The organism is Curtobacterium sp. MCPF17_031, from assembly GCF_003234035.1.
In the GTDB taxonomy this organism is placed as follows: domain Bacteria; phylum Actinomycetota; class Actinomycetes; order Actinomycetales; family Microbacteriaceae; genus Curtobacterium.
Genome location: NZ_QKSG01000002.1, coordinates 238576 through 264042, shown reverse-complemented (window position 1 = coordinate 264042; position 25467 = coordinate 238576). Strand labels below are relative to the sequence as shown.

Sequence of the window (25467 nt, the reverse complement as noted above, 5' to 3'; positions counted from 1 at the left end):
CACTCGGATGAAAGCGGCTGTCTCCGCTCGCTCCGGCCGTGACCCCCGCCCTACGCTCGGCGCCATGCTCCTCTTCCTCCGCCGGTGGGCCCGGCACCTCGTGGCGCCGGTGGCCGGTGCGGTGTACCTCGCACTGTGGATCGTCGCCGAGGCCGGTCGCGCGGACCTGATCGGGCACGTCCTCGTGGTGTCGGCCTTCGCGGTCACCATCGGCCTCGCGAGTTGGATGCCGTCGACGAGCCTCGGTCTGGTCGTCGTCGTCCCCGTCCTGCAGGCGCTCCGGCTGCTCGACCGTCCGACGAGCACGACCTGGCCCGAGTACCTCGCCATCGCGATCGTCGTCGGCATCATCGGTGCCGGTCGGTCCGGACTGCTCCGCTGGCTCGCGATCCCGGCGCTCGGCCTCGCGAGTTCCGCAGCGGCCTGGGCGATGGTCGTCCCCACCGTCGCCGACCAGGACGTCTGGGGCGCGTGGACCGGTTCGCTCTCCGGGACACGGTCCGACCTGGCGTTCCTCGCCCTCGCGATCGCCGGTGCGAGCGGCATCGCGTGGGCCATCGGCGTGGCGGTCGGTGCGACCTGGCGCGTCGGGCTCGCCCGGGTCCGCGTCGTCGAGGCCGAGCAGGAGACCGAGGTCGCCAGCGCCGAGCTCCGCGCCGAGCAGGAGCGTGCCCGCATCGCGCGGGACGTGCACGACTCCTTGGCGCACTCCCTCGCCGTGGTCGTCTCGCAGGCGCAGGGTGCCGCGGCGCTCACGCTCCGGGACGGACCAGCCGCCACGGCGCTGCAGGACATCGCCGAGGTGAGCCGCACCGCCCTCGGGGACGTCCGCGCCCTCGTCGAGCGGATCCAGGGCACGGGCCAGGAGGCCCGACACGGCCTGACAGACGTCCCGCACCTGGTCGAGGACATGCGGGAGCTCGGCATGCAGGCCGTGTTCGAGCAGTACGGGGACCCACGGCCGATCGGGGCCGAAGCCGGGGGAGCGGTGCACCGGATCGTGCAGGAGAGCCTGACGAACGTGCTGAAGCACCAGGGCCGGACGGCGGCCGTGCGGGTGGTGCTGGACTGGCGCGGGCCGGGGCTCGGGGTCGTCGTGACCTCCACCGGCAGCAGTCCGCTCGTCGCGCTCGACGGCCCGGGGTCCGGGGTGTCGGGGATGCGGGAGCGCGCACGGCTGGTCGACGGTTGGCTGCGCGCCGGGGTCGGGGACGAGGAACACGAGTACGTCGTGACCGCGTGGTTGCCGACGGTCGGCGGATCGACGGTACCGTCCGGGACGGACGCGAGCACGGGCCTCCCGGTGGTCGTCGGAGCCGGAGCGGTCGACGCGACCGGACCCGGCGGGACGAGCGCCACGGGAGCGTCCCGGTGACGGCGATCCGCGTCGCCGTCGTCGACGACCAGCGGCTGTTCGCCTCGGGCATGCGGATGCTCGTCGATGCCCAGGACGACATGACGTGCGTCGGGACGGCAGCCGACGGCGCCGAGGCGCTCGCGCTCTGCGCGACAGAGCGGCCGGACGTGCTGCTCCTCGACCTCCGGATGCCGGTCCTCAACGGCATCGAGACGATGGTGCGCCTCGCCGAGCAGGGTGACGACCGGCCGCGGGTCGTCGCCCTCACGACGATCCGGCGCGACGACGCGGTCCTCGCCGCGCTGCGTGCCGGAGCGGCGGCGTTCCTGACGAAGGACGCGTTACCCGAGGTCGTCACGGCCACGATCCGTGACGTGCACGAGGGACGACCGGCACCCACGGAGACCGAGGCGCTCGACCTCCTCCGCGCCCAGGGCACCCTCGTCGAGTCCGAGCGGCGGGACGAGGTCCTCGACGCGCTCACGGCTCGTGAGCGCGAGGTGTTCCTGCTCGTGGCCAAGGGGCTCAGCAACCAGGAGATCGCCGCGTCCGTGTTCCTCAGCGAGGCCACGGTCAAGACCCACGTCCGGTCGGTGCTCACCAAGCTCGGGCTGCGGAACCGGATCCAGGTCGTCATCACCGCACACGAACGCGGCCTCGTCCGCGCCTAGGGGGAACCATGCGCATCACCGAACGGGCCGCGAAGACCGGGACCCTCGTCCTCGTCGTGGCCGGTCTCGGCGGAGCCGTCCTGCACGGCCTGCCGGAGCCCGTCGACCATGCTGTTCGACCGACGACCACGAAGGACGTCGCCGCGTGGACGATGCCCCTCGACGGGTACGTGCTCGCGTGGGGGCCGGCCTCGTACGCCGAGGACCTCGTCGAGCAGCCGTGCCTCCGGGCGGCCGGGATCGACGACCCGCCGCCGTGGGCGACGGTCGCGGGCCTCCGCGCCGAGGACGCCGCGCACGAGACCGCCGCCAGGGGCAACACGTCGCCGTCCCTCGCCGAGACCCGACCGTTGACCGCCGACGAGGCCTCGGCCCGGGGGTACCGCGGTCCGTCCCTCGCCGGAGCGAACAACGAGGGCTTCCGGCGGTGGGGCTCCTCCACGGAGCGCAACGCGGTGTTCGACGCCCTCCCTCCGGGGACCTCCGAACGGTGCATCCGGGAGGCGCGGTCGACGCTCGGCACAGGGGACGACGGGTCGAAGGACGCGGCCGCGCAGGTCGCGAAGCGGCTCACCTACCTGGCAGCGGTGGCGGCGCGGTCGGACCCGTCCGTCGTCGCCGCGGCTGCCGACTGGCGGTCCTGCCTCGCGGACGCCGCCGTCGGTCCGGTGGCCGGGGGTCTGCCGGCCGACCCGTCGGGGTTGCCGACCGCGTCGATGCGCGCCGTCGACCGGGTGACGGACCTGGACGACGAGGACGTTCCACGCGCCGAAGTCCGGCTCGCGGAGCAGGACGTGGCCTGCCAGGAGTCCACCGGCTACCGGCAAGCCCTGTACGACGCGGAGTGGCGGCGGCTGCTCCGGGTGACGGCGTCCGACGCAGCGGTGCTCGCGGCGGGTTCCCGGGACCAGGCGACCGTGGACAGGCGGGTGGAGGAGACGATCCGCCGGCTCGCTCCGAAGGCGCCGGCGGGCGTCCGCTGACCTCCGCTGCTCGCCGCGGGACGCGTCGGGCCGTCGGCAGCTGCACGTGGGGGGAGCTGCCGCCGGCCCGGGCGCTCGGACGGTGCGACACGCCCGGGCTGGTACTGGTAGGCTTGCGCAGGACTTCGGCGAGGGCCGCGTACGCGCGGCCGTGATCGACGCAGTGGGAGACCCGGCCAGACTCTGGGACCGTTCCTCACGCGTGCACGCGTTCGAGTTGCAACACCACAGACCCCCCGATGCCGGCACTCCGGCGTCGTCCCCGACACCAGGAGGCATCATGGCTGACTACACCAAGCTCGCGGCGGAAGTCCGCACCAAGTTCGGCAAGGGTGCGGCCCGCAAGCTCCGCGCTGCCGACAAGATCCCCGCCGTCGTCTACGGCCACGGTACCGAGCCGCAGCACATCAGCCTGCCGGGCCACGAGACGATGCTGCTCGTCCGTACCGCCAACGCGGTCGTCGACCTCGACATCGAGGGTGCGGCCCAGCTCGCCCTCGTCAAGGACGTCCAGCGTGACCCGGTGCGCCAGATCATCGAGCACATCGACCTCGTCGTCCTGCGCCGTGGCGAGAAGGTCACCGTCGACGTCCCCGTGGTCATCGAGGGCGAGTCCTTCTCAGGCACCATCCACGTGCAGGACCTCAACACCGTCTCGCTGCTCGTCCTCGCGACGGACATCCCCGAGCACGTCACCGTCAACGTCGAGGGCCTCGAGGACGGCGTGCAGATCCACGCCGCCCAGCTCGAACTCCCCGAGGGTGCCGAGCTCGAGACCGACGCCGAGGCGCTGGTCGTCGCGATCGTCACCCCGCGTGGCACCGCAGACGACGACGCCGCAGACGAGGCCTCGGCCGAGGCCGGCGCCGAAGCCGGTGCCGAGGGCGGCTCCGAGCCGGTCTCCGAGTAACACCCCTCTGCAGGTATCTGGTCGACGTTGATGGCGCTGCGCTCATGACGACGGGGACGTTCGTCGTGGTCGGGCTCGGGAACCCCGGGCCCGACTACTCGGGCAACCGCCACAACGTCGGCCAGATGGTCCTCGACGAACTGGCCGCCCGGATGGGCGCCACGTTCAAGAAGCACAAGACCCCGAACCAGGTCGCCGAGGGGCGCCTGGTGCCGGGAGGCCCGAAGCTCGTCCTCGCGAAGCCCGGGTCGTTCATGAACACCTCCGGGGGCCCCGTCTCGGCCGTCCTCGGCTTCTACAGCGTCTCGCCCGCAGACCTCATCCTGGTCCACGACGAGCTCGACCTGCCCTTCGACACCGTGCGCCTCAAGGGCAACGGCGGCCACGGCGGGCACAACGGCATCCGCGACGTCATCAAGGCGACGGACACGAACGAGTTCGCACGCGTGCGAGTCGGCATCGGCCGTCCCCCCGGGCGTCAGGACCCGGCGGACTACGTGCTGCGTGACTTCTCCGCGGCCGAGAAGAAGCTGCTGCCGAACCTGCTGGCCGACGCCGCCGACGCGGTGGAGGCGATCGTGTCCGACGGCCTGCTCGCGGCCCAGCAGCGCTTCCACGCTCCGGCATGACGACCGCGGTCGTGTTCGCGACGAGCCCGCTCGCGATGGGCGCGATCATCGTCGTCGCGGTCGTGTGCCTCACGCTCGTCGGGACTGCGCGCTTCCTCGGCCGCCGTGCGGCCGGGCAGGCTCGCGAGAGCGAGCCGACGACCCCGCCGGACGACCTGGAGCCCGGCAGCTCCTGACCCCGGACCGGCCGGGAGGCCCGTCCCGACTCCGCCAGTCGCCTCCTGTTCGCCCGTCGCGCACGGGGCGACGGCTGTCGGGGGCCCCCGGTACCATCGTGTGAGTGACGATCTCGGGCCTCATCCCTGCGCTCTCGCGCGCCTCCTCCTTCGATCGTGCGCTCCGTGCCGCTCCTCGCGACGCCGACTTCTCGGTCGTCGACGGGCTCCGCGTGCCGCTGTTCGCCGCCCTGCTGGCCGCTCGGAGCGGACCCCAGTGCGCCTTCGTCATCACCGCCACCGGTCGTGAAGCCGAAGCGGTCCGTGACGCCCTGAGCTGCACGATCCCGGATGCCGACGTGCTCGAGTTCCCGGCGTGGGAGACCCTGCCGCACGAGCGCCTCAGCCCCAGCCCGCAGACCGTCGGCACCCGCATCGCCACGCTCCGCGCACTGCAGCGCTGGCAGGACACACCCACCGACGAGCGTCGCACGACCGTCGTCGTCGCCAGCGTCCGGGCCGCGCTGCAGCCGATCGCCGACAACCTCACCGAACTCGCCCCGGTCGTCCTGCACACCGGGTCGCGGGGCAACGACCTCAGCCGACTCGCGTCGCAGCTCGTCGACCTGGCGTACGCCCGCGTCGACCTCGTCACCCGCCGTGGCGAGTTCGCCGTCCGCGGTGGCATCCTCGACGTCTTCCCGCCGACCGCCGACCACCCGGTGCGCGTCGACTTCTTCGGCGACGAGATCGACGGTGTCAAGGCCTTCTCGGTGGCCGACCAGCGTTCGACGGAGGACGACCTCGGCTCGGTCGAGCTCACCGCCTCCCGCGAACTGCTGCTGAGCGAGGACGTCCGGCAGCGGGCACGCGAGATGCTGCACGAGTTCCCCAACCTGTCCCAGATGCTCGCGAAGGTGTCCGAGGGGATCCCGGTGGAGGGCATGGAGTCCCTCGCACCCGCACTCGTCCGGAAGCTCGTGCCGGTCACGCACTACCTGCCCGACGCGGCGACGATCGCGGTGTTCTCGCCCGAGCGGGTCAGCGGTCGTGCGCACAGCCTGGCCGAGACCAACCAGGAGTTCCTGCAGGCAGCCTGGAGCGCCGCGGTGGCCGGGGCGCAGGCACCGATCGACCTCGACGCCGGCAACTTCATGACGGTGCAGCAGCTCAGGAACACCCGCGGGCAGCGCACCTGGTGGACGGTGTCGCCCTTCGACTCCGGGGCCGACGAACCGATCACCGACTCCGACGCCGTCGCCGAGGCGGGGGAGTACATCCGCGTCCCAGGCGACTCGGTCCCGAGCTTCGCGGGCAGCGCAGACGGTGCCGTCGCGCACGTCAAGGCGCTCACCGACGACCAGTGGGCCGTCGTGGTGACCGCGCAGGGCCAGGGGCTCGTCGAGCGGGCGGTCCAGGTCCTGGCGGAGGCCGGTGTCGCGGCACGGGCCGAAGCGCTGGTCGGGCCGCCGCAGCCGGGTGTCGCGATCGTGACGACCGCCAGCGTCGAGCACGGGTTCTCCGTCGCCGACCCGCGGATCGCGCTGTTCAGCGAGGCCGAGTTCTACGGCCGCAGCGTCCAGCAGGGCGCCCGAACCGTGAAGAAGCTCGCGAGCCGCCGCAAGAACGTCGTCGACCCGCTGCAGCTCAAGCCGGGCGACGTCGTCGTGCACGCGACGCACGGCATCGGCAAGTTCGTCGAGCTCGTCAGCCGAGAGGTCAGCTCCGGCGGCCGCAACGCCGTGAAGCAGCAGCGCGAGTACCTGGTGCTCGAGTACGCACCATCGAAGCGCAACTACCCCGGTGACAAGCTCTTCGTGCCGACGGACCAGCTCGACCAGCTCTCCCGGTACGTCGGCGGCGAGAACCCGACCCTGTCCAAGATGGGCGGTTCGGACTGGTCCGCGGCGAAGTCGAAGGCACGCAAGGCCGTCCGGGACATCGCGGTCGACCTCGTGAAGCTGTACTCGGCGCGCATGGCGTCGAAGGGGCACGCGTTCCGCCCGGACACCCCTTGGCAGCGCGAGCTGGAAGAGGCGTTCCCGTTCGCGGAGACCGCCGACCAGCTGACGACCATCGACGAGATCAAGCGCGACATGGAGAGCCCGATCCCGATGGACCGGCTGCTCTCCGGTGACGTCGGCTACGGCAAGACCGAGGTCGCGATCCGGGCCGCGTTCAAGGCCGTGCAGGACGGCAAGCAGGTCGCCGTCCTCGTGCCCACGACGCTGCTCGTCCGCCAGCACATGGAGACGTTCCAGGAGCGCTTCGCCGGGTTCCCGGTCAACCTCCGCGCGCTCAGCCGGTTCCAGACCGAGAAGGAGTCCAAGGAGACGCTCGCGGGTCTGGCCGACGGCACGGTCGACATCGTGATCGGGACCCACCGGATCCTGTCGCAGAACGTGCAGTTCAAGGACGTCGGCCTCGTCATCATCGACGAGGAGCAACGGTTTGGCGTCGAGCACAAGGACCAGCTCAAGAAGCTCAAGACGAACGTGGACGTGCTGGCGATGTCCGCCACGCCGATCCCGCGCTCGCTCGAGATGGCTGTGACCGGCATCCGCGAGATGTCGACGCTCGCGACGCCGCCGGAGGACCGCCACCCGATCCTGACGTTCGTCGGTCCGCAGTCGGACCTGCAGATCGCTGCGGCGATCAAGCGCGAGATGCTCCGGGAGGGGCAGGTGTTCTACGTGCACAACCGCGTGAAGGACATCCAGTCGGTCGCGTCGCACCTCGCCGAGATCCTGCCGGATGCCCGCATCGCCGTCGCGCACGGGCAGATGGGCGAGCAGGCCCTCGAGCAGGTCATGGTCGACTTCTGGGAGCGCCGCTTCGACGTCCTGGTGTCGACGACGATCATCGAGACCGGCCTGGACATCGCGAACGCGAACACGCTCATCATCGACAAGGCCGACAAGTACGGCTTGTCGCAGTTGCACCAGCTCCGCGGTCGTGTCGGTCGTGGACGCGAGCGCGGGTACGCGTACTTCCTCTACGACGCCGACAAGCCGCTGTCCGACACCGCCCAGGACCGGCTCGAGACCATCGCGGCGAACAACGAGCTCGGCGCGGGCATGCAGGTCGCGATGAAGGACCTCGAGATCCGCGGTGCCGGCAACCTGCTCGGCGGCGAACAGTCCGGGCACATCGCGGGTGTCGGCTTCGACCTGTACCTGCGGATGATCGGCGAGGCGGTGTCGCAGTTCCGCGGTGACGTCGCCGAGGGGCAGACCGAACTCCGGCTCGAGATCCCGGTCGACGCGCACATCCCGGACGACTACGTCGAGTCCGAGCGCCTGCGCCTCGAGGCGTACCAGAAGCTCTCGGCTGCGTCGGCTCCGGCCGCCCGGGCCGAGGCGATCGACATGGTCCTCGACGAGCTCACCGACCGCTACGGCACGCCGCCGCAGGCCGTCCTCACCCTCATCGAGGTCTCCCGTCTCCGCCGGATGGCGCAGCAGGTCGGCCTGTCCGACGTCGTCGTGATGGGCTCCAACCTCCGGGTCGCCGGCAAGGAACTGGCGGACTCCGCGCAGGTGCGCCTGAAGCGGATGTTCCCGGGAGCGCGTTGGTTCCCGCAGCAGGACGCGGCGAGCATCCCGGTGCCGAAGCCGCACGGCGAGACCCTGCCGGACGACGCCCTCATCGGCTGGGTGGAGAGCATCCTCACCGCCGTCTACGGGGCGCCGGCGCGCGAAGAGGCGTCGACCGTCTGACTCGTCTGATCGTTCGGCCGTCGGTCCCCCTGTCGGACGGGAGGCCCGTGGTGGATCCGCCACGGGCCTCCCGTCCGACAGCGGTCCTGCTACTCGGTGGCTTCGGCTTCGGAGAGCTCGCGGCGCTGGCGGTAGCGGCGGGCGCGAACCGAGACGACGATCGCGGAGGCGACCATCGCGATCCCGGACCCGACGAGCACGGCGAGGACGCCCTCGTCGACGATCTCCTGGTTCGCGGCGAACGCCAGCTCGTTCATGAGCAGCGACACGGTGAACCCGATGCCGCCGAGCACCCCGACGGTCATCACCGAGCCGAACGACAGCGCCGACCGGCCGGGGCCGCGGAAGACCCGACCGGCGATCGTGCCGAAGAGCGTGATGCCGATGACCTTGCCGACCGGCAGCGCGAGGACGACACCCCAGAAGGTCGGCGAGAGCTCGGCGATCCCGACGGCGGGGATGACCACCGCGGCGGAGACGAACGCGAACACGGGCAGGACGATCGCGTTCGACCACGGCTCGACGTGCTCGTGCAGGGTGCCACCCGGACGTCGGGGCAGGACGAGCCCCAGCGCCACTCCGGCGATCGTGGCGTGCACGCCGGAGTGGTACACGAGCCACCAGGTGACCAGGCCGATCAGGACCATCGCGACGATGCGGAACGGCTGCGCACGGCCACCGGGGCGCAGACGACGGCCGAGCACCGCGAACAGCACGAGCAGGACCGCGGCACCGCCGAGTGCCAGGAAGTCGGTGCCGTGCGCGAAGACGACGGCGATGATGACGATCGCGATGAGGTCGTCGAGGACGGCGAGGGCGAGGAGGAACACCCGGATCGTCGAGGGCAGTCCGCGGCCGAACATCGCCAGGACCCCGAGCGCGAACGCGATGTCCGTCGCGGTCGGGATCGGCCAGCCGTGCGTGTACTGCGTGCCGGACGTGACGAGCAGGTAGACCAGCGCGGGGACGAGCACGCCGCCGACGGCCGCGATCGCGGGGACCACGGCGGTCTTCGGGTTCGCGAGCTCCCCCACCACCAGCTCGTGCTTGAGCTCGACGGCCACGAGCAGGAAGAAGACCGCGAGCAGACCGTCGCTGACCCAGTGCGCGATCGACAGGTCCAGGCCGACCGCTCCCCACGGCGTGTGCCAGTCGAGGCCTCGCTCGAGCCCGGGGCCGAGGGCGGTGTTCGCGACGACCAGGCCGAGGACGGCGGCGGACAGCAGCGCGATGGCGCTGAAACGAGGGGAACGGACGAAGGAGGGCATGCGTCTCCGGAGGCGATCGGGTACGGGGAACGGATCGTCGACCAGACTTCCCGACACGCCTCGACCACCGTACCGTTCGGACCCTGGTGTTCGATCCGTGCAGAGCGGACGGTGGCAGCATGGCGTCATGACATCCGTTGACGAACTCGTCGCCGTCGTGGACCGCCTGCTCGACCCGGAGCACGGATGCGTCTGGAACCGCGAGCAGACCCACGCGAGCCTCGCCCGGTACGCCGTGGAGGAGACCTACGAACTGGTCGACGCCATCGACGGCGACGACACCGACGAACTGCGTGAAGAGCTCGGCGACGTGCTGTACCAGGTGGTGTTGCACGCCGGGATCGCCGCGCACGAGGGACGGTTCGACCTCGACGACGTCGCCGACGGTGTCCGCGAGAAGATGCAGCGCCGCCACCCGCACGTGTTCGGCGACGAGGAGGCGCACACGGTCGAGGACGTCGTCCGCGTCTGGCGCGCCGCGAAGGCCGCGGAGAAGGCCGGACGCAGCAGCGTGTACGCGGGGGTGCCGCGGGCGATGCCGCCACTCGAGCGTGCCGTGAAGCTGTTCGAACGGCTGGAGGAGCGCGGCGAGTTGCACGCGGCGGTGGCCTCCGTGACGGACGGCAGTGTCGTCGAGCAGGTCGGTGGGTCGGACACGGGCGGTGCCGGTGCGACCGCGCAGCAGCCGTTCGGGAGTCGCGTCGACGCGGCCTGGGGAGCGGGCATGCTCGCCGAGGTGGCGGTGGTGCACGAGCAGGGCGTCGATCCGGTCGCGAGCCTGCGGGCGGCGGTGACGCTGCTGGAGGCGGCGGCTCGCCAGGCGGAGCAGGCGCTGGCCGGGCAGGAGCCGGAGGTGCAGGCACCGTCCGGGCAGGAGCCGGAGGTGCCAGCCGGGCAGGAGCCGCAGGCGCAGACACAGCAGGGTGACGAGGAGCGGGCGTCCTCCTAACCCGAAAAAGGAGGACGCCCGCGAGCGGGAGAAGACGTCGCCAGGGAGCAACGTCGTCAGGGGATCCCGCTCGAACCGCGTGGGCGATTGCAGCACTTGCCCCCGCTGACGACCGACGAGTGGATCAGGCACCCATCGGCCGAGGTTCTGGATGAAGCATATCAGCGGACACCACTCGGCTGCAACCGGGCACCGTGCTCTGCGACAATCGACGGCATGGCGACGACCGTGACGGCCCCCCGGGGCATGCGAGACCACCTCCCCGCGGACAAGTCCCGGCGCGAGCACGTGCTCGGGGTCATCCGGGGTGTGTACGCACGCCACGGGTTCGACGAGATCGAGACGCCCGTGCTCGAGGACGCCGCCCGGCTGCACTCGGGACTGGGTGGCGACAACGAGAAGCTCGCGTTCGCGGTGATGAAGCGCGGCCTGACCACCGACGACCTCCAGCGGGCCGGAGCACCCCTGGACCTCGCCGACCTCGGCCTCCGGTTCGACCTGACCGTCCCGCTCGCCCGCTTCTACGCGTCGCACCGCGCCGAGCTGCCCACCGTCTTCCGCGCCGTGCAGATCGCGCCGGTCTGGCGGGCTGAACGGCCGCAGAAGGGCCGGTACCGCCAGTTCGTGCAGTGCGACATCGACATCCTCGGAGAGCCGGGGCAGCTGGCCGAGATCGAACTGATCACCGCGACCACGGCGGCACTCGACGCCCTGGGCATCGCCGGGACCTCGATCCGCATCAACGACCGCCGCATCCTGCTCGCGCTCCTCGCCTCGTGGGGGATCACGGAGCAGGCCGCGGCCGACCGGGCCCTCATCACCGTCGACAAGCTCGACAAGATCGGGCCGGACGGCGTCGCGAAGGAGCTGGGCGAGTCGCTGGACCTCGACGGCGCCGGACTCGCGGACACCATCCGCGCGCTCGAGTCCGCCGACTGGGACAGCGTCCGCGGCGCCGCGTGGCTGGATGCCGACGCGTTCGCCGACCTCGAGCGTCTGCGGGCAGCCCTCCCGGGCGTGGACGTGCGCTTCGACCCGACGCTCGTGCGCGGCATGGGCTACTACACGGGCACGATCTTCGAGGTCGCGCACCCGGACTTCGGTTACAGCCTGGGCGGCGGCGGGCGCTACGACGGCATGATCGGTCGCTTCCTGGGCCAGGACGTGCCAGCGGTCGGGTTCTCGCTCGGGTTCGAACGGCTCGTCGACCTGGTCACGCTGCCGGACGCCGACGCGGACGACGCCGTCGTGCTCGTGTACGACAAGGACGTCGACCCGGTGCGCCTCGCCGCCCTCAAGACCGAGGCCCTCGGGTCGCACCACCGGGTGCGTCTCGAGAAGCGCACGAAGAACATGAAGAACCTGCTCGCCGGCCTGGTGGAGCAGGGCTTCGGGTCGTTCGCCACGGTGGACGCCGACACGACGACGCTCGACGGCGTCACGTTCCGGCCGCTCGCCTGATCGACGCCCACCGGTCATCCACAGGCCGCCGTCGTCCGAGACCGGCGTCGCTAGGATCGACCGTGAACCACAACAACCCAACGACAGGGAGTACCAAGTGGCAGTGATCGATGCCGTAGGCGCACGCGAAGTCCTCGATTCCCGAGGCAACCCGACGGTCGAGGTCGAGGTCCTCCTGGATGACGGCGTCGTCTCGCGCGCGCTCGTCCCCTCCGGTGCCTCCACCGGCGCCTTCGAAGCGTACGAACTGCGTGACGGCGACGACTCGCGCTACGGCGGCAAGGGCGTCCTCAAGGCCGTCGAAGCCGTGCTCGACGAGATCGGCCCGGCGCTCGAGGGCTTCGACGCCACCGACCAGCGACTCGTCGACGCCGCGCTCATCGAGCTCGACGGCACCGAGAACAAGTCCCGCCTCGGCGCGAACGCGATCCTCGGCGCCTCGCTCGCCGTCGCCCGTGCCGCGGCCGACTCGGTCGACCTGCCGCTGTTCCGCTACCTCGGTGGCCCGAACGCGCACACGCTGCCGGTCCCGCTCATGAACGTCGTCAACGGCGGTGCCCACGCGGACACCAACGTCGACATCCAGGAGTTCTTCCTGGTGCCCTACGGCGCCGAGTCCTTCTCGGAAGCGCTCCGCTGGGGTGTCGAGACCTACCACGCCCTCAAGGGTGAGCTGAAGAAGCAGGGCCTGGCGACCGGCCTCGGTGACGAGGGCGGCTTCGCCCCGGAGCTCGCCTCGAACCGCGCGGCGCTCGACTTCCTGCTCGCCGCGATCGAGAAGGCCGGCTTCACCCCGGGCAAGGACATCGCGCTGGGCCTCGACGTCGCCAGCACCGAGTTCTTCCACGACGGCAAGTACACGTTCGAGGGCAAGCAGCTCTCGAGCCAGGAGTTCACGCAGTACTTCGTCGACCTGGCGCGCGACTACCCGCTCGCCACGATCGAGGACCCGCTGGCCGAGGACGACTGGGAGGGCTGGACCCACCTGACCGCCGAGCTCGGCTCGAAGCTGCAGATCGTCGGCGACGACCTGTACGTCACGAACCCGAAGCGCCTGCAGCGTGGCATCGACGAGAAGGCCGGCAACTCGATCCTGGTGAAGGTGAACCAGATCGGCACGCTGACCGAGACCCTCGACGCGGTCTCGCTCGCGCAGCGCCACGGCATGACGGCGATCCTGTCCCACCGCTCCGGTGAGACCGAGGACACCACCATCGCGGACATCGCGGTCGCGGTCGACGGCGGCCAGATCAAGACCGGTGCGCCGGCTCGTTCGGACCGTGTCGCGAAGTACAACCAGCTCCTCCGTATCGAGGAAGAGCTCGGCGACGCCGCGGTCTACGCCGGCCGCTCGGCGTTCCCGCGCTCGGCTTCGCTGTAACCAGCACCTCCGGAACGCCGTCCTCCCGCCGGGAGGGCGGCGTTCCGCCGTGTCGGGCCGATGCGATCCCGGGAGGCGGGTCGCGCCTCCCGGCCGAGACGCCTCCGTCTGCCCGAGACGCCGCCTCGTGCCCGAGACGCCGCGGACCCCGGCGGCGTCTCGCGGCCTCCGCGGCGTCTCAGGGGCACGGCCGTGTCTCGGCGCGGGAGCCCGGGGAGGCGAGCCGACGGGAGGCGAGCGGACGGGAGGGCCGGGGCGCGCCTCCCGGCCGGCTGCCGTCCCTGAGAGGGTCCGGCACACGCGCGTGCCGGAGTGGCGCACCGCCGGCACCGCGTTATCGTCGACGGGTGCCCAGCCAGAAGCCCCGAGTCCGCCGCGTCCCCGTGGCGATGCCCGAGGGAGCCGCCTCCGCGCAGCCCTGGTACCGCTCGCTGCACTTCTCCGGCTTCAGCCTGCTGATGCTCGCGATCATCGTGCTGTTCGTCGTCGTCCTGGCGCCGTCGCTCCGGACCCTCGTGCAGCAGCAGGAGCAGATCGCCGGCATGCAGCGGCAGGTGGCGGCGCAGAAGGCCGACGTGGCGCAGAAGAAGCACGACCTGGCCCGCTGGGACGACCCGGCGTACATCGAGGCGCAGGCTCGCGACCGTCTGCTCTACGTGTACCCGGGCGAGGAGAGCTACCTGGTGATGGGTGCCGAGAAGGGCACCACGGCGACGCCGCCGCCCACCACTGAATCCGGCACCCCGGTCAGCTCCACCGTGCAGACCCCGAAGGTGGACTGGGTGCAGTCGCTGCTGTCCTCCGTCATGCAGGCCGGTCTGTCCGACGAGACCCGCAGCGAACTCGAGCGCACCGGCAGCACCGACAGCGACTCGTCACCGAAGTAGGGGCCGCGCGCGGAGTCCGGTAGGCTCACGTCCCCGTGACGACCCCTCCGTTCGACCCGCCGACCGCCCACGACGTCGCGGTGGTGTCCGCTCAGCTCGGACGTCCCGCTCGTGACGTCATCGGCATCGCGGCGCGCTGCGTCTGCGGCAACCCGACGGTCGTGTCCACGAAGCCGCGTCTCGGCAACGGCACCCCGTTCCCGACGCTGTACTACCTGTGCCACCCCGCCGCCACCGCGGCGGTGAGCACCCTCGAGGCGAACCAGGTCATGCCCGAACTGGCCGCGCTCCTCGAGGACCCCGACACCGCTGAGCAGTACCGCCGCGCACACCAGGCGTACCTCGACGACCGCGAGTCGATCGAGCACGTCGAGGAGATCGCGGGCATCAGCGCGGGCGGCATGCCCACCCGTGTCAAGTGCCTGCACGCGCTCGTCGGTCACGCCCTCGCCGCCGGCCCCGGCGTCAACCCCATCGGTGACCTCGCGCTCGAGCGCGCGGACTGGTCGCCCTCCCGGTGTGTGTGCCGGGCATATGATGAGGATGCAGACGCCGGAGTCGGGGCGGGTGGCGGCGAGAACTGACCAGCCTCCCAGCAGCTCACCCCACCCCAAGGAGAACACGAACCGTGCCCAAGATCCTCGTCGTCGGCGGCGGTTACGCCGGCTTCTACACCGCCTGGAAGCTCGAGAAGCACCTTCGCAAGGGCGAAGCCGACGTCGTCATGGTGGACCCGCTGCCGTACATGACGTACCAGCCGTTCCTGCCCGAGGTCGCCGCCGGCTCCATCGAGCCGCGTCACGCCGTGGTGTCGCACCGCCGCCACCTCAAGTCCACGCGCGTCGTCACCGCGAAGGTCACCGCGGTCGACCACGCGAACAAGACCGCGACGATCACCCCCGAGCTCGGCGAGCCCTGGGAAGAGTCGTACGACCAGATCGTCATGACGGCCGGCGCCGTGTCCCGCACGTTCCCGATCCCGGGTGTCGCGGACGAGGCCATCGGCCTGAAGACCATCGAAGAGGCCGCCGCGATCCGCGACAAGATCCTCACCAACTTCGCCAAGGCGGCGAACCTGCCGGCCGGCCCCGAGCGTCAGCGTCTGCTCACGGTCGTCGTCGTCGGCGGTGGCTTCGCCGGCATCGAGGTGTTCGCCGAGCTCCGCTCCTTCGTGTCGGACCTGCTCAGCAGCTACCCGCAGATCGCCTTCGAGGACACGCACTTCCACCTGGTCGAGGCGATGGGCCGCATCATGCCCGAGGTCTCGCTCGAGACCTCGCACTGGGTCCTCAAGAACCTCGCCGAACGCGGTGCCACGGTGCACCTCGAGACCCAGCTGGCCTCGGCCGTGGGCGGTGTCTGCCAGCTCAAGGCCAAGGACGAGTCGATCGAGGTCATCGAGTCCGACCTGATCATCTGGACCGCCGGCGTGATGGCGAACCCCATGGTCAAGGGCACCGACTTCCCGCTCGAGCCCCGCGGTCGCATCACCGTGCAGCCCGACCTCCGCATCGTCGACGAGGGCACCGTCATCGCCGACGCCTGGGCCTGCGGCGACGTCGCAGCCGTCCCTGACCTCACCGGTGGTGGCGTCGGCGGCATGTGCGTCCCGAACGCCCAGCACGCCGTCCGTCAGGCCAAGCAGCTGGCCAAGAACCTCGTCGCCACGATCCGCGGCGAGGCGACGGTCGACTACAAGCACGAGAACCTCGGCGCAGTCGCGGGCCTCGGTCTCGGCATCGGCGTGTTCCAGTCCGGCAAGTTCGCGATGAAGGGCTTCCTCGCCTGGGGCGCCCACCGTGGTTACCACGGCCTGGCCATGCCGTCGTGGGAGCGCAAGATCCGTGTCGTCGGCGACTGGGTCGGCAACTTCTTCCTGGGCCGCGACATCGCGTCCCTCGACGACCGCGAGACCCCCCGCGCCGCCTTCGAGGCCTGGGCCTCCCGCCCGAAGCCGGCCGTCGAGGCCGCTCCGGAAGCGGAGTCGCCGGCCGCCGGCCAGCCCGCCGGTGCTGCCGGTCCCGCGTACGCGACGCCGGCCGAGGACGTCTCGAAGGAAGCCGAGCCCGTCGCTGCCGGCGAGTCGGCGAAGACCGAGTAGAGACCGCACGCACGCAGTCGAGAGGGCGGTCACCCGATGGGTGGCCGCCCTCCGGCGTCGGTAGGCTGTCCCGGCCCGACCGTCACGGTCGTGCGCCCCCGTGGCCCAATCGGTAGAGGCATGCGACTTAAAATCGCCGAGTTGTGGGTTCGAGTCCCACCGGGGGTACGAGCACGGACGGGTAGGCGACTCAACATCGCCGAGTTGTGGGTTCGAGTCCCACCGGGGGTACGAGGACCGGGCGGGCAGCGCCGTCGGAACGCCACCACTCGTTACGCTGACCCTGTGGTCGGGATCGGGAGTGCGCTGACGAACCTCCGGGACGCCCTCCGGCGCCCCGAGGCCCACGTCGAGGTCATCGACGGCGAGACCGTCCCGATCGGCATGCTCCTCGGCACGCTCGGCACCCTGCTGCTGGACGCCGGCAGCTCCGTCACCGACGTCCGGTCCGCGCTCGAGAAGACCCGCGACGCCGCCGGTGTCGGCGACGGTCTGGCGATCGGCGTGCTGCCGGCGCTCGTGATCGTCAGCGAGACCGCGACCGGCGCCGCCACCATCGTCAACGCCGAGGGCATCGAACTGTCGTTCCGCCAGTCGGCCCGCGCGAACCGTCTGGTCCTCGGCCTGGAACGCGGCGCGATCGCGCTGGCCGAGATCCCGGCCCGTGTCCGCAGCATCCGGCAGGGCACCCGTCCACCGGCACCGCTGCCGTGGGTGCTCGGCAACGCGCTGACGTCGGCCGGGCTCGCCGTCGTGTTCCGGGTCCCGTGGTGGGCGGTGCTCGTGGCCCTCGTCGTCGGGGCGCTGGTCGGGGTGATCGGGCTGCTGCTCCGGCGCTTCCGGGAGGCCGTCGCCGTCGTCCCGTTCCTGGCGGCCTTCTGTTCGACCGCGGTCGTCGGGCTCGTCGCTGCGAGCACCGGGTTCGACCACGTCCCCCTCTACGCCGTCTGCGCGCCGGTCGCGGTGTTCGTGCCGGGAGCGCTCATCACCAACGCGCTGCTCGAACTCACGGCAGCCGACATCGTCACCGGTTCGGCGCGGCTGATGCAGGGCCTCATCATGCTCGGCTTCATGGCGGCGGGCATCGCGGCCGGTAGCGCCGTCACCGGGCTGCGCGTCGACCCGACGTCCGCGGCGCTCGTCGGCGAGGTCGCCGGCATCGGCACGGACCGCGCGGGCTGGGAGGCGGTCCCGGCCCTCTGGGTGTCGTGGGTCGCCGTCGTGGTCCTGGCGACCGGCATCAGCCTGGTCTTCGGCTCGGGGTGGCGCCTCACCGCGGCCTCGGTCGTCGTGATGGTCACCGCCTACGCGGTCGTCTCGTGGCTGACCCCGTTCAGCGGCAGCGTCGTCGCGACCGGCCTGGCCGCGGCACTGCTCTTCGTCGCGACGCGCGTGCTGGAGCGGATGGTGCCGGTCATCCCGGCGACGGTGTCGTTCCGACCCGCGTTCCTGTTGCTCGTCCCGGGCACGGTCGGCCTGGTCGCGGTGGCGACCTTCGACGCCGGAGCGCTCGCGACGCCGCTCGCGACGTTCGTCAGCCTCTGCGTCGGCACGAAGATCGGTGGCCTCCTGCCCGGCCTGTTCGCCCGCTCGGCCCCCACGCACTGAGCCCGGTCCCGGGACACCGCCGATGGCGGGACGGGAGGCCCGTGGCGGGCTCGTGCCGAGCCTCCCGGCAGTCAGGCAGTCAGGCAGTCACACCGACAGACCGACAGGCAGACAGACAAGGTGACCGGCAACTGTTGCCGGGCGCTTCAAGACCGGATGCCGGCCCCGTCGAACCGGAGCCACGCCCAGGCGGCCGCGGCCGCCACGAGCACCACGCCGACCCCGGTGGCCATGGCGGCGACCGGGACGTGGGTGCCAGCCGTGCCGGAGTAGACCGCTGCGGCCAGGCCGACGCCGACCGCCGTGAGGGCCGCGTAGCTCGGTCGCGAGACCGAGGCGAGCGCGGCACCCGCGGTCCCCCGGAGCGGCAGCAGCGTGACGACGAGAGCACCGAGCCCACCGACGCAGAGGGTGCTGGCGAACTCGGAGACGAGCGACCCTGCGAACCCGGAGGCCGGGGTGAGGCTGTGCAGCACCCATCCGACGACCGCGAGGACGAGCAGTGCCACCGAGCGCCAGATCGCACTCCGCGCACACGCGGCGAGGCCCCGTCCGAGGTGCATGGCGGCGGTGCCCCCGTCGGTGCGGGCGACCGGGACGAGGAGGACCCCGACGACGAGGGCGGGGGAGAGGTCGGCGGCGCGGGTCAGTCCGCTCGCCAGGACCGCTGCGAGGAGCAGGCCGGGGGACAGCTGGTACGTGACGGTGTGTCGGTCCTCGCCCGCGGTCCAGCGGGTGGCGAGGACGACCCCGGCGCTGAGCACGGCGACGCCGGCGACGACGCCGATCGCGAGACGGACGTAGCGTGCCTCCAGCGCGATGCCGGTCCCGAGGAGCGTGAGCACCCCGGCGACGGCGATCCCGAGGGTGACCGTGACCCAGCTCGCCACGGCGTCGTCGCCGTGGCGACGTTCGGAGCGGGTGCGGTTGCGGCCGGTGAACCGGGCGGCCCGCAGGGGTGCCCGTTCGCGGAGGGCGCCAGCGAGGACGCGGACCGGGCCGGCGACGAGCAGGAGGAACACGGCGGCGACGCCGGCCGCGACGGCGAGGGTGCGCCACGAGGACGCGGACTGGATGGTGGGCACGGCGTGGTCGTACCCGGTGGCGACGGTCCAGTCGCCGGCGGGACCCGTCCAGTCGGGGCGGCCGCCGTGGCTGCCGGAACCGCCGGCGCCACCGCCGGGCAGCGCGCTGCCGGACGTACCGTCGTCGCTCGACCCGGTTCCGGCCCTGCCGATGCCGGACCCGTCGGCCGTGTCGGAGCCCGATCCGTGGGCCGGGGCGGTGCCGCTGCCGTGCGCGCCGCCACCTCCGGCGCCGCTGCCGGGGGTGGTGCCGGGGGAGCTGGCGGCGTCGACGGAGGCGCCGCGGGAGACGCGGAACGCGACGGCGGTCGCCGCGGACGAGGTGTTGCCCGCTTCGTCCTGGGCCACCGCACGGGCCATGTGGGACCCGGCGCGGAGGCTGTCGGCTGCGCGGCAGGACCACGATCCGTCCGCGGCGACGGACGCCCGGCAGACCGCGGTCGAGTCGACGTAGGCGGTGACGACGGTGCGCGGCTCGGCCGTCCCGGTGATCCGGACCCCCTGCGTGCTGCCCGGGGCCGATCCGGCCGGCGCGGTGATCCGCGGCGCGGCCGGGGCGGTCCGGTCGACGACGAGGGTCCGAGCGGCCGAGGCGGCACTCCGGAGGTCCGATCGGTACCCGGTCGCGGTGCTCGCGGTCTGCGTGGCACTGACACTGACGCTGCCCTCGGCCGGTGCGCCCGGGCCGGTGCCCCATCGAGCCGCCCAGGTGCCGGCCGCGGTGACGACCGCGGTGAGCGCGGCGGAGGAGCCGGCCCGGCCGACGGTCACGGTGGCACCCGGGAGGCCCGTGCCGGTGACGGTCCCCGTGGTCGGGCGCCGGGCGTCGATGGTCGGCGGCACGATGACGTCCGACGGTGCCGCATCGGCGTTCGGCAGCGCGGACGCCGTCATGTCCAGGACGGTGAAGACCTGGGCCGGGCCGGAGCGCACCGTCCCGACGCAGGACCAGGTCCCGCCGGGCGTCGCGGTGGCGCGGCAGACCGACGCCGAGGGGACGGCGGGCTCGGCCACGCGGACCTGGTGGCCCGGTGTCGCACGACCGGCGAACCGCGCGAGGGCGGTCGTGATGTCCCCCGGGTCGACGATCGTCGGCGCGGTCGGGGTACCGCCGGACGGTGGGATGGGGGTGTTCGTCGGGACCGGGCTCGAGGCGTCCCCCGGGCCGGGCGCCGGCGCGGGCACCGGGTTGGAGTAGACGGGAGGCTGCGTCGGGGACGGCTGCGGCGCGTCCACCGTTCCAATGCCGGCTCCGGTCCCGGCGCCGGGGAGCGTGGTGGTCGTCGCGAGGGCGGGAACGGACACCAGGGGCAGGAGCACCAGCCCGACGATGGTGACGAGCGACCGGGCGGCAGTCCTCCGGGATCGTCGACGACGGACGTCGCCCCCGACGTCCTGGTGCTGCACGTTGTCCCCGCCCGTGTCCATCCTGTCCATCCCATGCGATCCGGGCCCTCCGGTCAACACCCCGCGCGGCGGAACACCCCGGTTCCGCATCATCCGTGCCCTTCCGTGCGTCGATCGGGGCCCCCTCCGGACGCGGTCCGCGAGCCCGGTGTGCGTCACTCGGGAATCGGCCGTGAAGATCGGCGAGCGGCGAGGTCGCTCCGAGGCGCTCGGTAAGATCGATCCGGACCGCTGAGGTCCGACAGCGGGCTGCGGAGGTCCGCACGCAACTGCGGCCCGACGCGCAAAGGAGTACGCCCGAATGGACACCGGACTCGTCACGACGCTCATCGTGATCGGCGTTGTGGTCGTCGTCCTCGTGGTGATCGGCATCTGGTTCTGGTCCAGCCAGAAGTCCCTCGTCGCGTTGCAGCAGCGCGTCGACACGGCCTGGGCCGAGATCGCCGCGCAGCTCCACGAACGCGCCGAGCTCCTCCCCACCATCGTCGACACCGTGCAGGGTCATGCGGCGCACGAGAAGTCCGTCCTGACCGCCGTCACCGACGCCCGGGCCGAGACACTCGCTGCGCACGACGCCGTCGCCGCCTCCACTGCCGAGGGGCACATGCAGAAGGCGCTGAAGAGCGTGTTCCGGGTGGCCGAGGGGTACCCGCAGCTGCAGTCCAGCCAGTCCTTCCTCGAGTTGCAGTCGCGGCTCGTGTCCACCGAGGACAAGATCCAGTCCGCCCGCCGGCACTACAACGGTGGCGTGCGCGAACTCAACACCAAGGTCAAGTCGTTCCCGGCTTCGAGCATCGCGAAGCGTCGGGGCGTCGGGCCGGCGCCGTTCTTCGAGACCGCCGAGCCGGCCGCCATCGCCGAGCCGCCGCGGGTGCAGTTCTAGCGGTCCCGGCCGTCGAGTCCCCGGCACGCGCCGTCGAGTCCCCGGCGCGCGCCGTCAGGGCCGGGGAGTGACTCCGAGCGCTGCGGCGAGTGCGCGTGCCGCAGTTCCGCGGTCGGTGACCTCGACCCCGTCGAGCCCCTGCCACGCCGCCGTCCGCCGGAGCAGTGCTGCGAGCCGCTCGACGTCGATCACGGCTCCGGGCTCGTGCCACGCCGTCCGGACGTGCAGGACGCCGCGCTGCCGATCGCTCTTCAGGTCCACCCGCCCGACCAGGGCGTCGTCCTGCAGCACCGGGAGCACGTAGTACCCGAACACCCGTTTCGGCGCGGGCGTGTAGATCTCGATCCGGTAGTGGAAGCCGAACAGCCGCTCGGCCCGCGGACGGAACCACACCACCGGGTCGAAGGGGCTGAGGACGGCGTCGACCTCGACCCGACGCGGCACCCGGGCGTCGACGTGCATCCACGCCCGGTCCCGCCAGCCCTCGACCGTGACCGGGACCAGCTCGCCGGCGTCCTGCAGGTCGGCGATCGCGGCAGCGGTGTCGTCCGCACGCAGTCGGTGGTGGTCGGCGAGGTCGGCGCGGGTGCCCACGCCCACGGCCCGGGCCGAGCGGCGGACCAGCTCCCGGACGGCGTCGGCCCGGCCAGGTGCGGTCGCGAAGTACCCCGACGGCAGCACCTGCTGCGGCAGGGCGTAGACCCGCTCGAACCCGGACCGTCCCGCGCTGACGACGTCACCCCAGCGGAAGAGCTGCTCGAGCCCGTGCTTCACGTCGCTCCAGCCCCACCAGGGGCCCCGTCGGACGTTGGACTCGTGTTCGACCGCACTCGCGGGCATCGGTCCCTCGGTGGCGAGCAGGGCCAGGAGCTCGTCGCGCACCCGGGCAGTGCGTTCCACGCCGGGGATCCGGAGCGGGTTGGTCGTGTCACGCTGCCGGTAGGCGTCCATCCGCCACCGGAACAGCCGGAGGTCATCACGCGGGACGAACGCCGCCTCGTGAGCCCAGTACTCGATCCAGGGGCTGCGCTGCGTCAGCGTCAGCCGGTCGAGGGCGCCCTTGTCGTACGGACCCAGCCGGGCGAAGAGCGGCAGGTAGTGGCTGCGCTCGAAGACGTTGACGGAGTCGATCTGCAGCACACCGAGTCGGGCGAGGCCGGCCGACACCGCCCGGTTCGGGACGAGCACCGCCGGCGAGCCCGAAGGCGACGGGACCGCCGTCGAGGGCGACGGGACCGCCGCCGAGGGTGTCCGGCCGAACCCCTGCGCGGCGAGGGCGACGCGGCGGGCCTCGGCAGCGGAGAGCGTGGTCCTGACCATGACGGGAACGCTACCGATCCCCGCCGACGCCCGGACCGGCCCCGGGACGGACGTCGCACATGCCCGGACCGGCACCTGCCCGGTTCCGCGTGGCTACAGTGGCGGAATGGCATGGGGCAAGAAGACTCATCCCGACCCCGTGGTCGAGGATTCGGTACCACTCGGCATGCGCATCGCGGGGGCGTTCTCGTGGCGCGTGCTCGTCATCGCGGGCGTCATCGCCCTCTTCATCTGGCTGATGACGATCTTCAGCGAGATCCTGATCCCCTTCCTGATCGGCGTCGTGATCTCCGCCCTGCTCGTGCCGCTCTCGAACCGGCTGCAGCGCTGGCACGTCCCGAAGTGGCTCGCGGTCATCATCAGCCTGCTCGGCGGGCTCGCCGCGGTGGCCGCCCTCGTGTGGCTCGTGATCGACCAGATCGTCGCCTCGTACCCGTCGCTGCGGGACCGGACGGTGTCCCAGTACGGCAACGTCCGGTCGTTCGTGCTCAACTCCGGATTCGGGATCTCACAGAAAGACGTCAACACCTGGCTCGACGAGGCCACCAAGTGGGTGCAGGACAACTCCGGCACGATCCTGTCGGGCGTCGCGAGCGCCGGCTCGAGCGCCACGCACGTGTTCGAGGCGCTGTTCATCATCCTGTTCACCACGATCTTCCTGCTCATCGACGGCAAGAACGTCTGGCGTTGGACGGTCCGGCTGTTCCCGCGCAAGGCCCGGGCGACCGTCGACGGTGCGGGCGTCGCCGGCTGGATCACCCTGACGAGCTTCATCCGGGTGCAGATCTTCGTCGCCTTCGTCGACGCGGTCGGCATCGGCCTGGGTGCGTTCATCGTCGGCCTGTTCTTCGGCGGAATGCCCCTGGTCATCCCGATCGCCGCGATCGTGTTCCTCGGCGCCTTCATCCCCGTCGTCGGTGCGATCGTCACCGGCTTCCTCGCCGTCTTCGTCGCTCTGATCTTCAACGGCCCGCTGGCCGCGCTCCTGGTGCTCGGTGTCGTCCTGCTCGTGCAGCAGATCGAGGGCCACATCCTGCAGCCGCTCGTGATGGGCAACGCGGTCAAGGTGCACCCGCTGGCCGTCGTGCTCGGCGTGACCGCAGCCTCCGGTCTGGCCGGCATCGCCGGTGCGTTCTTCGCCGTCCCGCTGATCGCCACCCTGAACGCGATGGTCACCACGATCGCGAGCGGTCGCTGGCGTGGACTCGACTCGGACCACGTGCTCGAGGCGACCCCGAAGCACGGTCAGCACGGCAGGATCCAGCTGCTGCGGCGACGACGGCACCAGGTCGGCGACGACGTCCCGGCGCCCGGCAGCGACGCGCAGCCGGCCGCCGAGCCCGGCACCGCCAGCACCAACTGAGCGTCACGTGGCAGCCGCGGAGTCCGCGACCGACGATGATGGGATCGTGACCGACACGACTGCGCCCCCGATCCCGACGCTCGCCGACATCGAGGCGGCGCGCGCGACGATCGCCGGGGTCGCACGGGTCACCCCGATGGAGACGTCGAAGTTCCTCGAGGGACTGCTCGGCTCGCCCGTCCACCTGAAGTGCGAGAACCTGCAGCGCACCGGTGCGTACAAGGTCCGCGGCGCCTACAACCGGCTGTCGACCCTGTCGGCGGCCGAACGGGAGGCCGGCGTCGTCGCCGCCAGCGCCGGCAACCACGCGCAGGGGGTCGCCTTCGCCGCCCGTGAACTCGGCATCCCCGCCACGATCTTCACCCCGGTGGGCGTCGCCCTGCCCAAGCTGCAGGCCACCCGCCGCTACGGCGCCGACGTGGTGCTCCGCGGGCACTCCGTCGAAGAGGCGCTGTCCGCCGCGAAGGAGTTCGCGGCCCGCACCGGAGCGGTCTTCATCCCGCCGTTCGACCACCCCGCCGTGATCGCCGGCCAGGGCACGCTCGGACTCGAGATCGTCGACCAGGTCCCCGACGTCGACACGGTCGTCGTCCCGATCGGCGGCGGCGGCGTCATCTCCGGCATCGCGATCGCCGTCAAGGGCCTCGCCGAACGCCTGGGCCGCGAGATCCGGGTCATCGGCGTGCAGGCCGAGAACGCCGCCGCCTACCCGTCGTCGATCGTCGCGGGGGAGCCGCTGACGATCACGACCTCGCCGACGATCTCCGACGGCATCGCGGTCGCACGTCCGGGCGACATGAACTTCCCGATCATCCGCGACCTGGTCGACGAGATCGTCACCGTCTCGGACGACGACACCGCCCGGGCCCTGCTCGTGCTCCTCGAGCGCGCGAAGCTCGTGGTCGAGGCCGCCGGAGCGGTCGGCGTCGCCGCGATCATGTCCGGCGCCGTGCACGACACCGGCAGGACCGTGGTGTTGCTCAGTGGCGGCAACATCGACCCCCTCATGATGGAGCGGATCATCACCCGCGGCCTCGTCGCGGCGTCGCGCTACATCGGCATCCGGATCATGCTGCCGGACCGCCCGGGCCAGCTGGCCCGCGTGTCCCAGATCATCTCGGACGCCGGTGCGAACGTCGTCGAGGTCCTGCACACCCGCCACGGCCAGGGACTCGTCATCAACGAGGTGGCCCTCGACCTGTCCATCGAGGCGCGTGGACCCGGCCACGCGGATGAGGTGATGGCGCGTCTGCAAGAAGCCGGGTTCCGCCCGGAGCAGCTCACCAACTGACGGATCGCCGCGCGGCGGCAGCGGCCGTCCTGGAGGCCC

The 25467-nt window shown here is 71.9% G+C and carries 20 protein-coding genes and 1 tRNA gene; 18 read left to right on the top strand and 3 right to left on the bottom strand.

Going from position 1 to position 25467, the window contains the following annotated elements:
* Positions 1-64 precede the first annotated feature (64 nt).
* From DEJ31_RS04265 to mfd, 7 genes are all read left to right on the top strand, one after another.
* Positions 65-1375: a sensor histidine kinase gene (locus DEJ31_RS04265; RefSeq protein WP_146243093.1), complete on the top strand. Its 1311-nt coding sequence runs from the start codon at positions 65-67 to the stop codon at positions 1373-1375.
* Entirely contained in the window at positions 1372-2028 is a 657-nt protein-coding gene (locus tag DEJ31_RS04260; protein ID WP_110903359.1) for a response regulator transcription factor, read from the top strand. Before DEJ31_RS04265 ends, DEJ31_RS04260 begins: the two co-directional genes overlap by 4 nt.
* A gap of 8 nt (positions 2029-2036) precedes the next feature.
* Positions 2037-3011, top strand: coding sequence for a hypothetical protein (locus DEJ31_RS04255; protein ID WP_111121266.1), 975 nt, complete (start codon positions 2037-2039; stop codon positions 3009-3011).
* A gap of 280 nt (positions 3012-3291) precedes the next feature.
* Positions 3292-3921: a 50S ribosomal protein L25/general stress protein Ctc gene (locus DEJ31_RS04250; RefSeq protein ID WP_110903357.1), complete on the top strand. Its 630-nt coding sequence runs from the start codon at positions 3292-3294 to the stop codon at positions 3919-3921.
* A 44-nt stretch (positions 3922-3965) separates the two neighbouring features.
* Positions 3966-4550 (top strand): aminoacyl-tRNA hydrolase, encoded by a 585-nt coding sequence (gene pth, locus DEJ31_RS04245; RefSeq protein ID WP_111121265.1) that lies wholly within the window; start codon positions 3966-3968, stop codon positions 4548-4550.
* On the top strand, positions 4547-4726 hold the full coding sequence (locus DEJ31_RS04240; protein WP_111121264.1) for a hypothetical protein: 180 nt from the start codon (positions 4547-4549) through the stop codon (positions 4724-4726). Before pth ends, DEJ31_RS04240 begins: the two co-directional genes overlap by 4 nt.
* A 104-nt stretch (positions 4727-4830) precedes the next feature.
* Positions 4831-8424, top strand: coding sequence for a transcription-repair coupling factor (gene mfd, locus DEJ31_RS04235; RefSeq protein ID WP_111121263.1), 3594 nt, complete (start codon positions 4831-4833; stop codon positions 8422-8424).
* An 89-nt stretch (positions 8425-8513) separates the two neighbouring features.
* Here mfd and nhaA read toward each other — a convergent pair whose 3' ends face one another.
* Entirely contained in the window at positions 8514-9692 is a 1179-nt protein-coding gene (nhaA, locus tag DEJ31_RS04230; RefSeq protein ID WP_111121262.1) for a Na+/H+ antiporter NhaA, read from the bottom strand.
* A gap of 127 nt (positions 9693-9819) precedes the next feature.
* On the opposite strand from nhaA, the gene DEJ31_RS04225 reads away from it, so the two are divergent.
* The 8 genes from DEJ31_RS04225 (at position 9820) to DEJ31_RS04190 (ending at position 18079) form a co-directional block, all read left to right on the top strand.
* Positions 9820-10641 (top strand): MazG family protein, encoded by an 822-nt coding sequence (locus DEJ31_RS04225; protein ID WP_181433450.1) that lies wholly within the window; start codon positions 9820-9822, stop codon positions 10639-10641.
* Between the two features lie 216 nt (positions 10642-10857).
* On the top strand, positions 10858-12102 hold the full coding sequence (gene hisS, locus DEJ31_RS04220; protein ID WP_111121260.1) for a histidine--tRNA ligase: 1245 nt from the start codon (positions 10858-10860) through the stop codon (positions 12100-12102).
* 97 nt (positions 12103-12199) lie between these two features.
* Positions 12200-13483 carry a phosphopyruvate hydratase gene (eno, locus tag DEJ31_RS04215; protein ID WP_111044623.1) on the top strand — a complete coding sequence of 428 codons (1284 nt, stop codon included), beginning with the start codon at positions 12200-12202 and terminating at the stop codon, positions 13481-13483.
* A gap of 347 nt (positions 13484-13830) precedes the next feature.
* Positions 13831-14370 carry a septum formation initiator family protein gene (locus DEJ31_RS04210; RefSeq protein ID WP_258366137.1) on the top strand — a complete coding sequence of 180 codons (540 nt, stop codon included), beginning with the start codon at positions 13831-13833 and terminating at the stop codon, positions 14368-14370.
* 35 nt (positions 14371-14405) lie between these two features.
* Positions 14406-14954 carry a DUF501 domain-containing protein gene (locus DEJ31_RS04205; protein ID WP_110903350.1) on the top strand — a complete coding sequence of 183 codons (549 nt, stop codon included), beginning with the start codon at positions 14406-14408 and terminating at the stop codon, positions 14952-14954.
* Positions 14955-14998: 44 nt separating this feature from the next.
* A complete protein-coding gene (locus DEJ31_RS04200) occupies positions 14999-16471 on the top strand; it encodes an NAD(P)/FAD-dependent oxidoreductase (protein WP_110903349.1) in 1473 nt (490 codons plus the stop codon).
* Between the two features lie 94 nt (positions 16472-16565).
* Positions 16566-16639 (top strand) — tRNA-Leu (locus DEJ31_RS04195).
* 117 nt (positions 16640-16756) lie between these two features.
* Entirely contained in the window at positions 16757-18079 is a 1323-nt protein-coding gene (locus tag DEJ31_RS04190) for a threonine/serine exporter family protein (RefSeq protein WP_181427409.1), read from the top strand.
* Positions 18080-18225: 146 nt separating this feature from the next.
* Here DEJ31_RS04190 and DEJ31_RS17705 read toward each other — a convergent pair whose 3' ends face one another.
* Complete coding sequence (locus tag DEJ31_RS17705) at positions 18226-20592, bottom strand: Ig-like domain-containing protein (RefSeq protein WP_111121259.1); 2367 nt, start codon at positions 20590-20592, stop codon at positions 18226-18228.
* Between the two features lie 280 nt (positions 20593-20872).
* On the opposite strand from DEJ31_RS17705, the gene DEJ31_RS04180 reads away from it, so the two are divergent.
* Complete coding sequence (locus DEJ31_RS04180; protein ID WP_110903347.1) at positions 20873-21454, top strand: LemA family protein; 582 nt, start codon at positions 20873-20875, stop codon at positions 21452-21454.
* A gap of 54 nt (positions 21455-21508) precedes the next feature.
* Here DEJ31_RS04180 and DEJ31_RS04175 read toward each other — a convergent pair whose 3' ends face one another.
* Positions 21509-22774, bottom strand: a complete 1266-nt coding sequence (locus DEJ31_RS04175) for a winged helix-turn-helix domain-containing protein (RefSeq protein ID WP_111121258.1) — start codon at positions 22772-22774, stop codon at positions 21509-21511.
* 106 nt (positions 22775-22880) lie between these two features.
* On the opposite strand from DEJ31_RS04175, the gene DEJ31_RS04170 reads away from it, so the two are divergent.
* Complete coding sequence (locus tag DEJ31_RS04170) at positions 22881-24137, top strand: AI-2E family transporter (RefSeq protein ID WP_258366136.1); 1257 nt, start codon at positions 22881-22883, stop codon at positions 24135-24137.
* Positions 24138-24183: 46 nt separating this feature from the next.
* The gene (gene ilvA / locus DEJ31_RS04165) at positions 24184-25428 is read left to right on the top strand and encodes a threonine ammonia-lyase (protein WP_110903400.1); all 1245 of its coding nucleotides are present in this window, start codon (positions 24184-24186) and stop codon (positions 25426-25428) included.
* Positions 25429-25467: the final 39 nt, after the last annotated feature.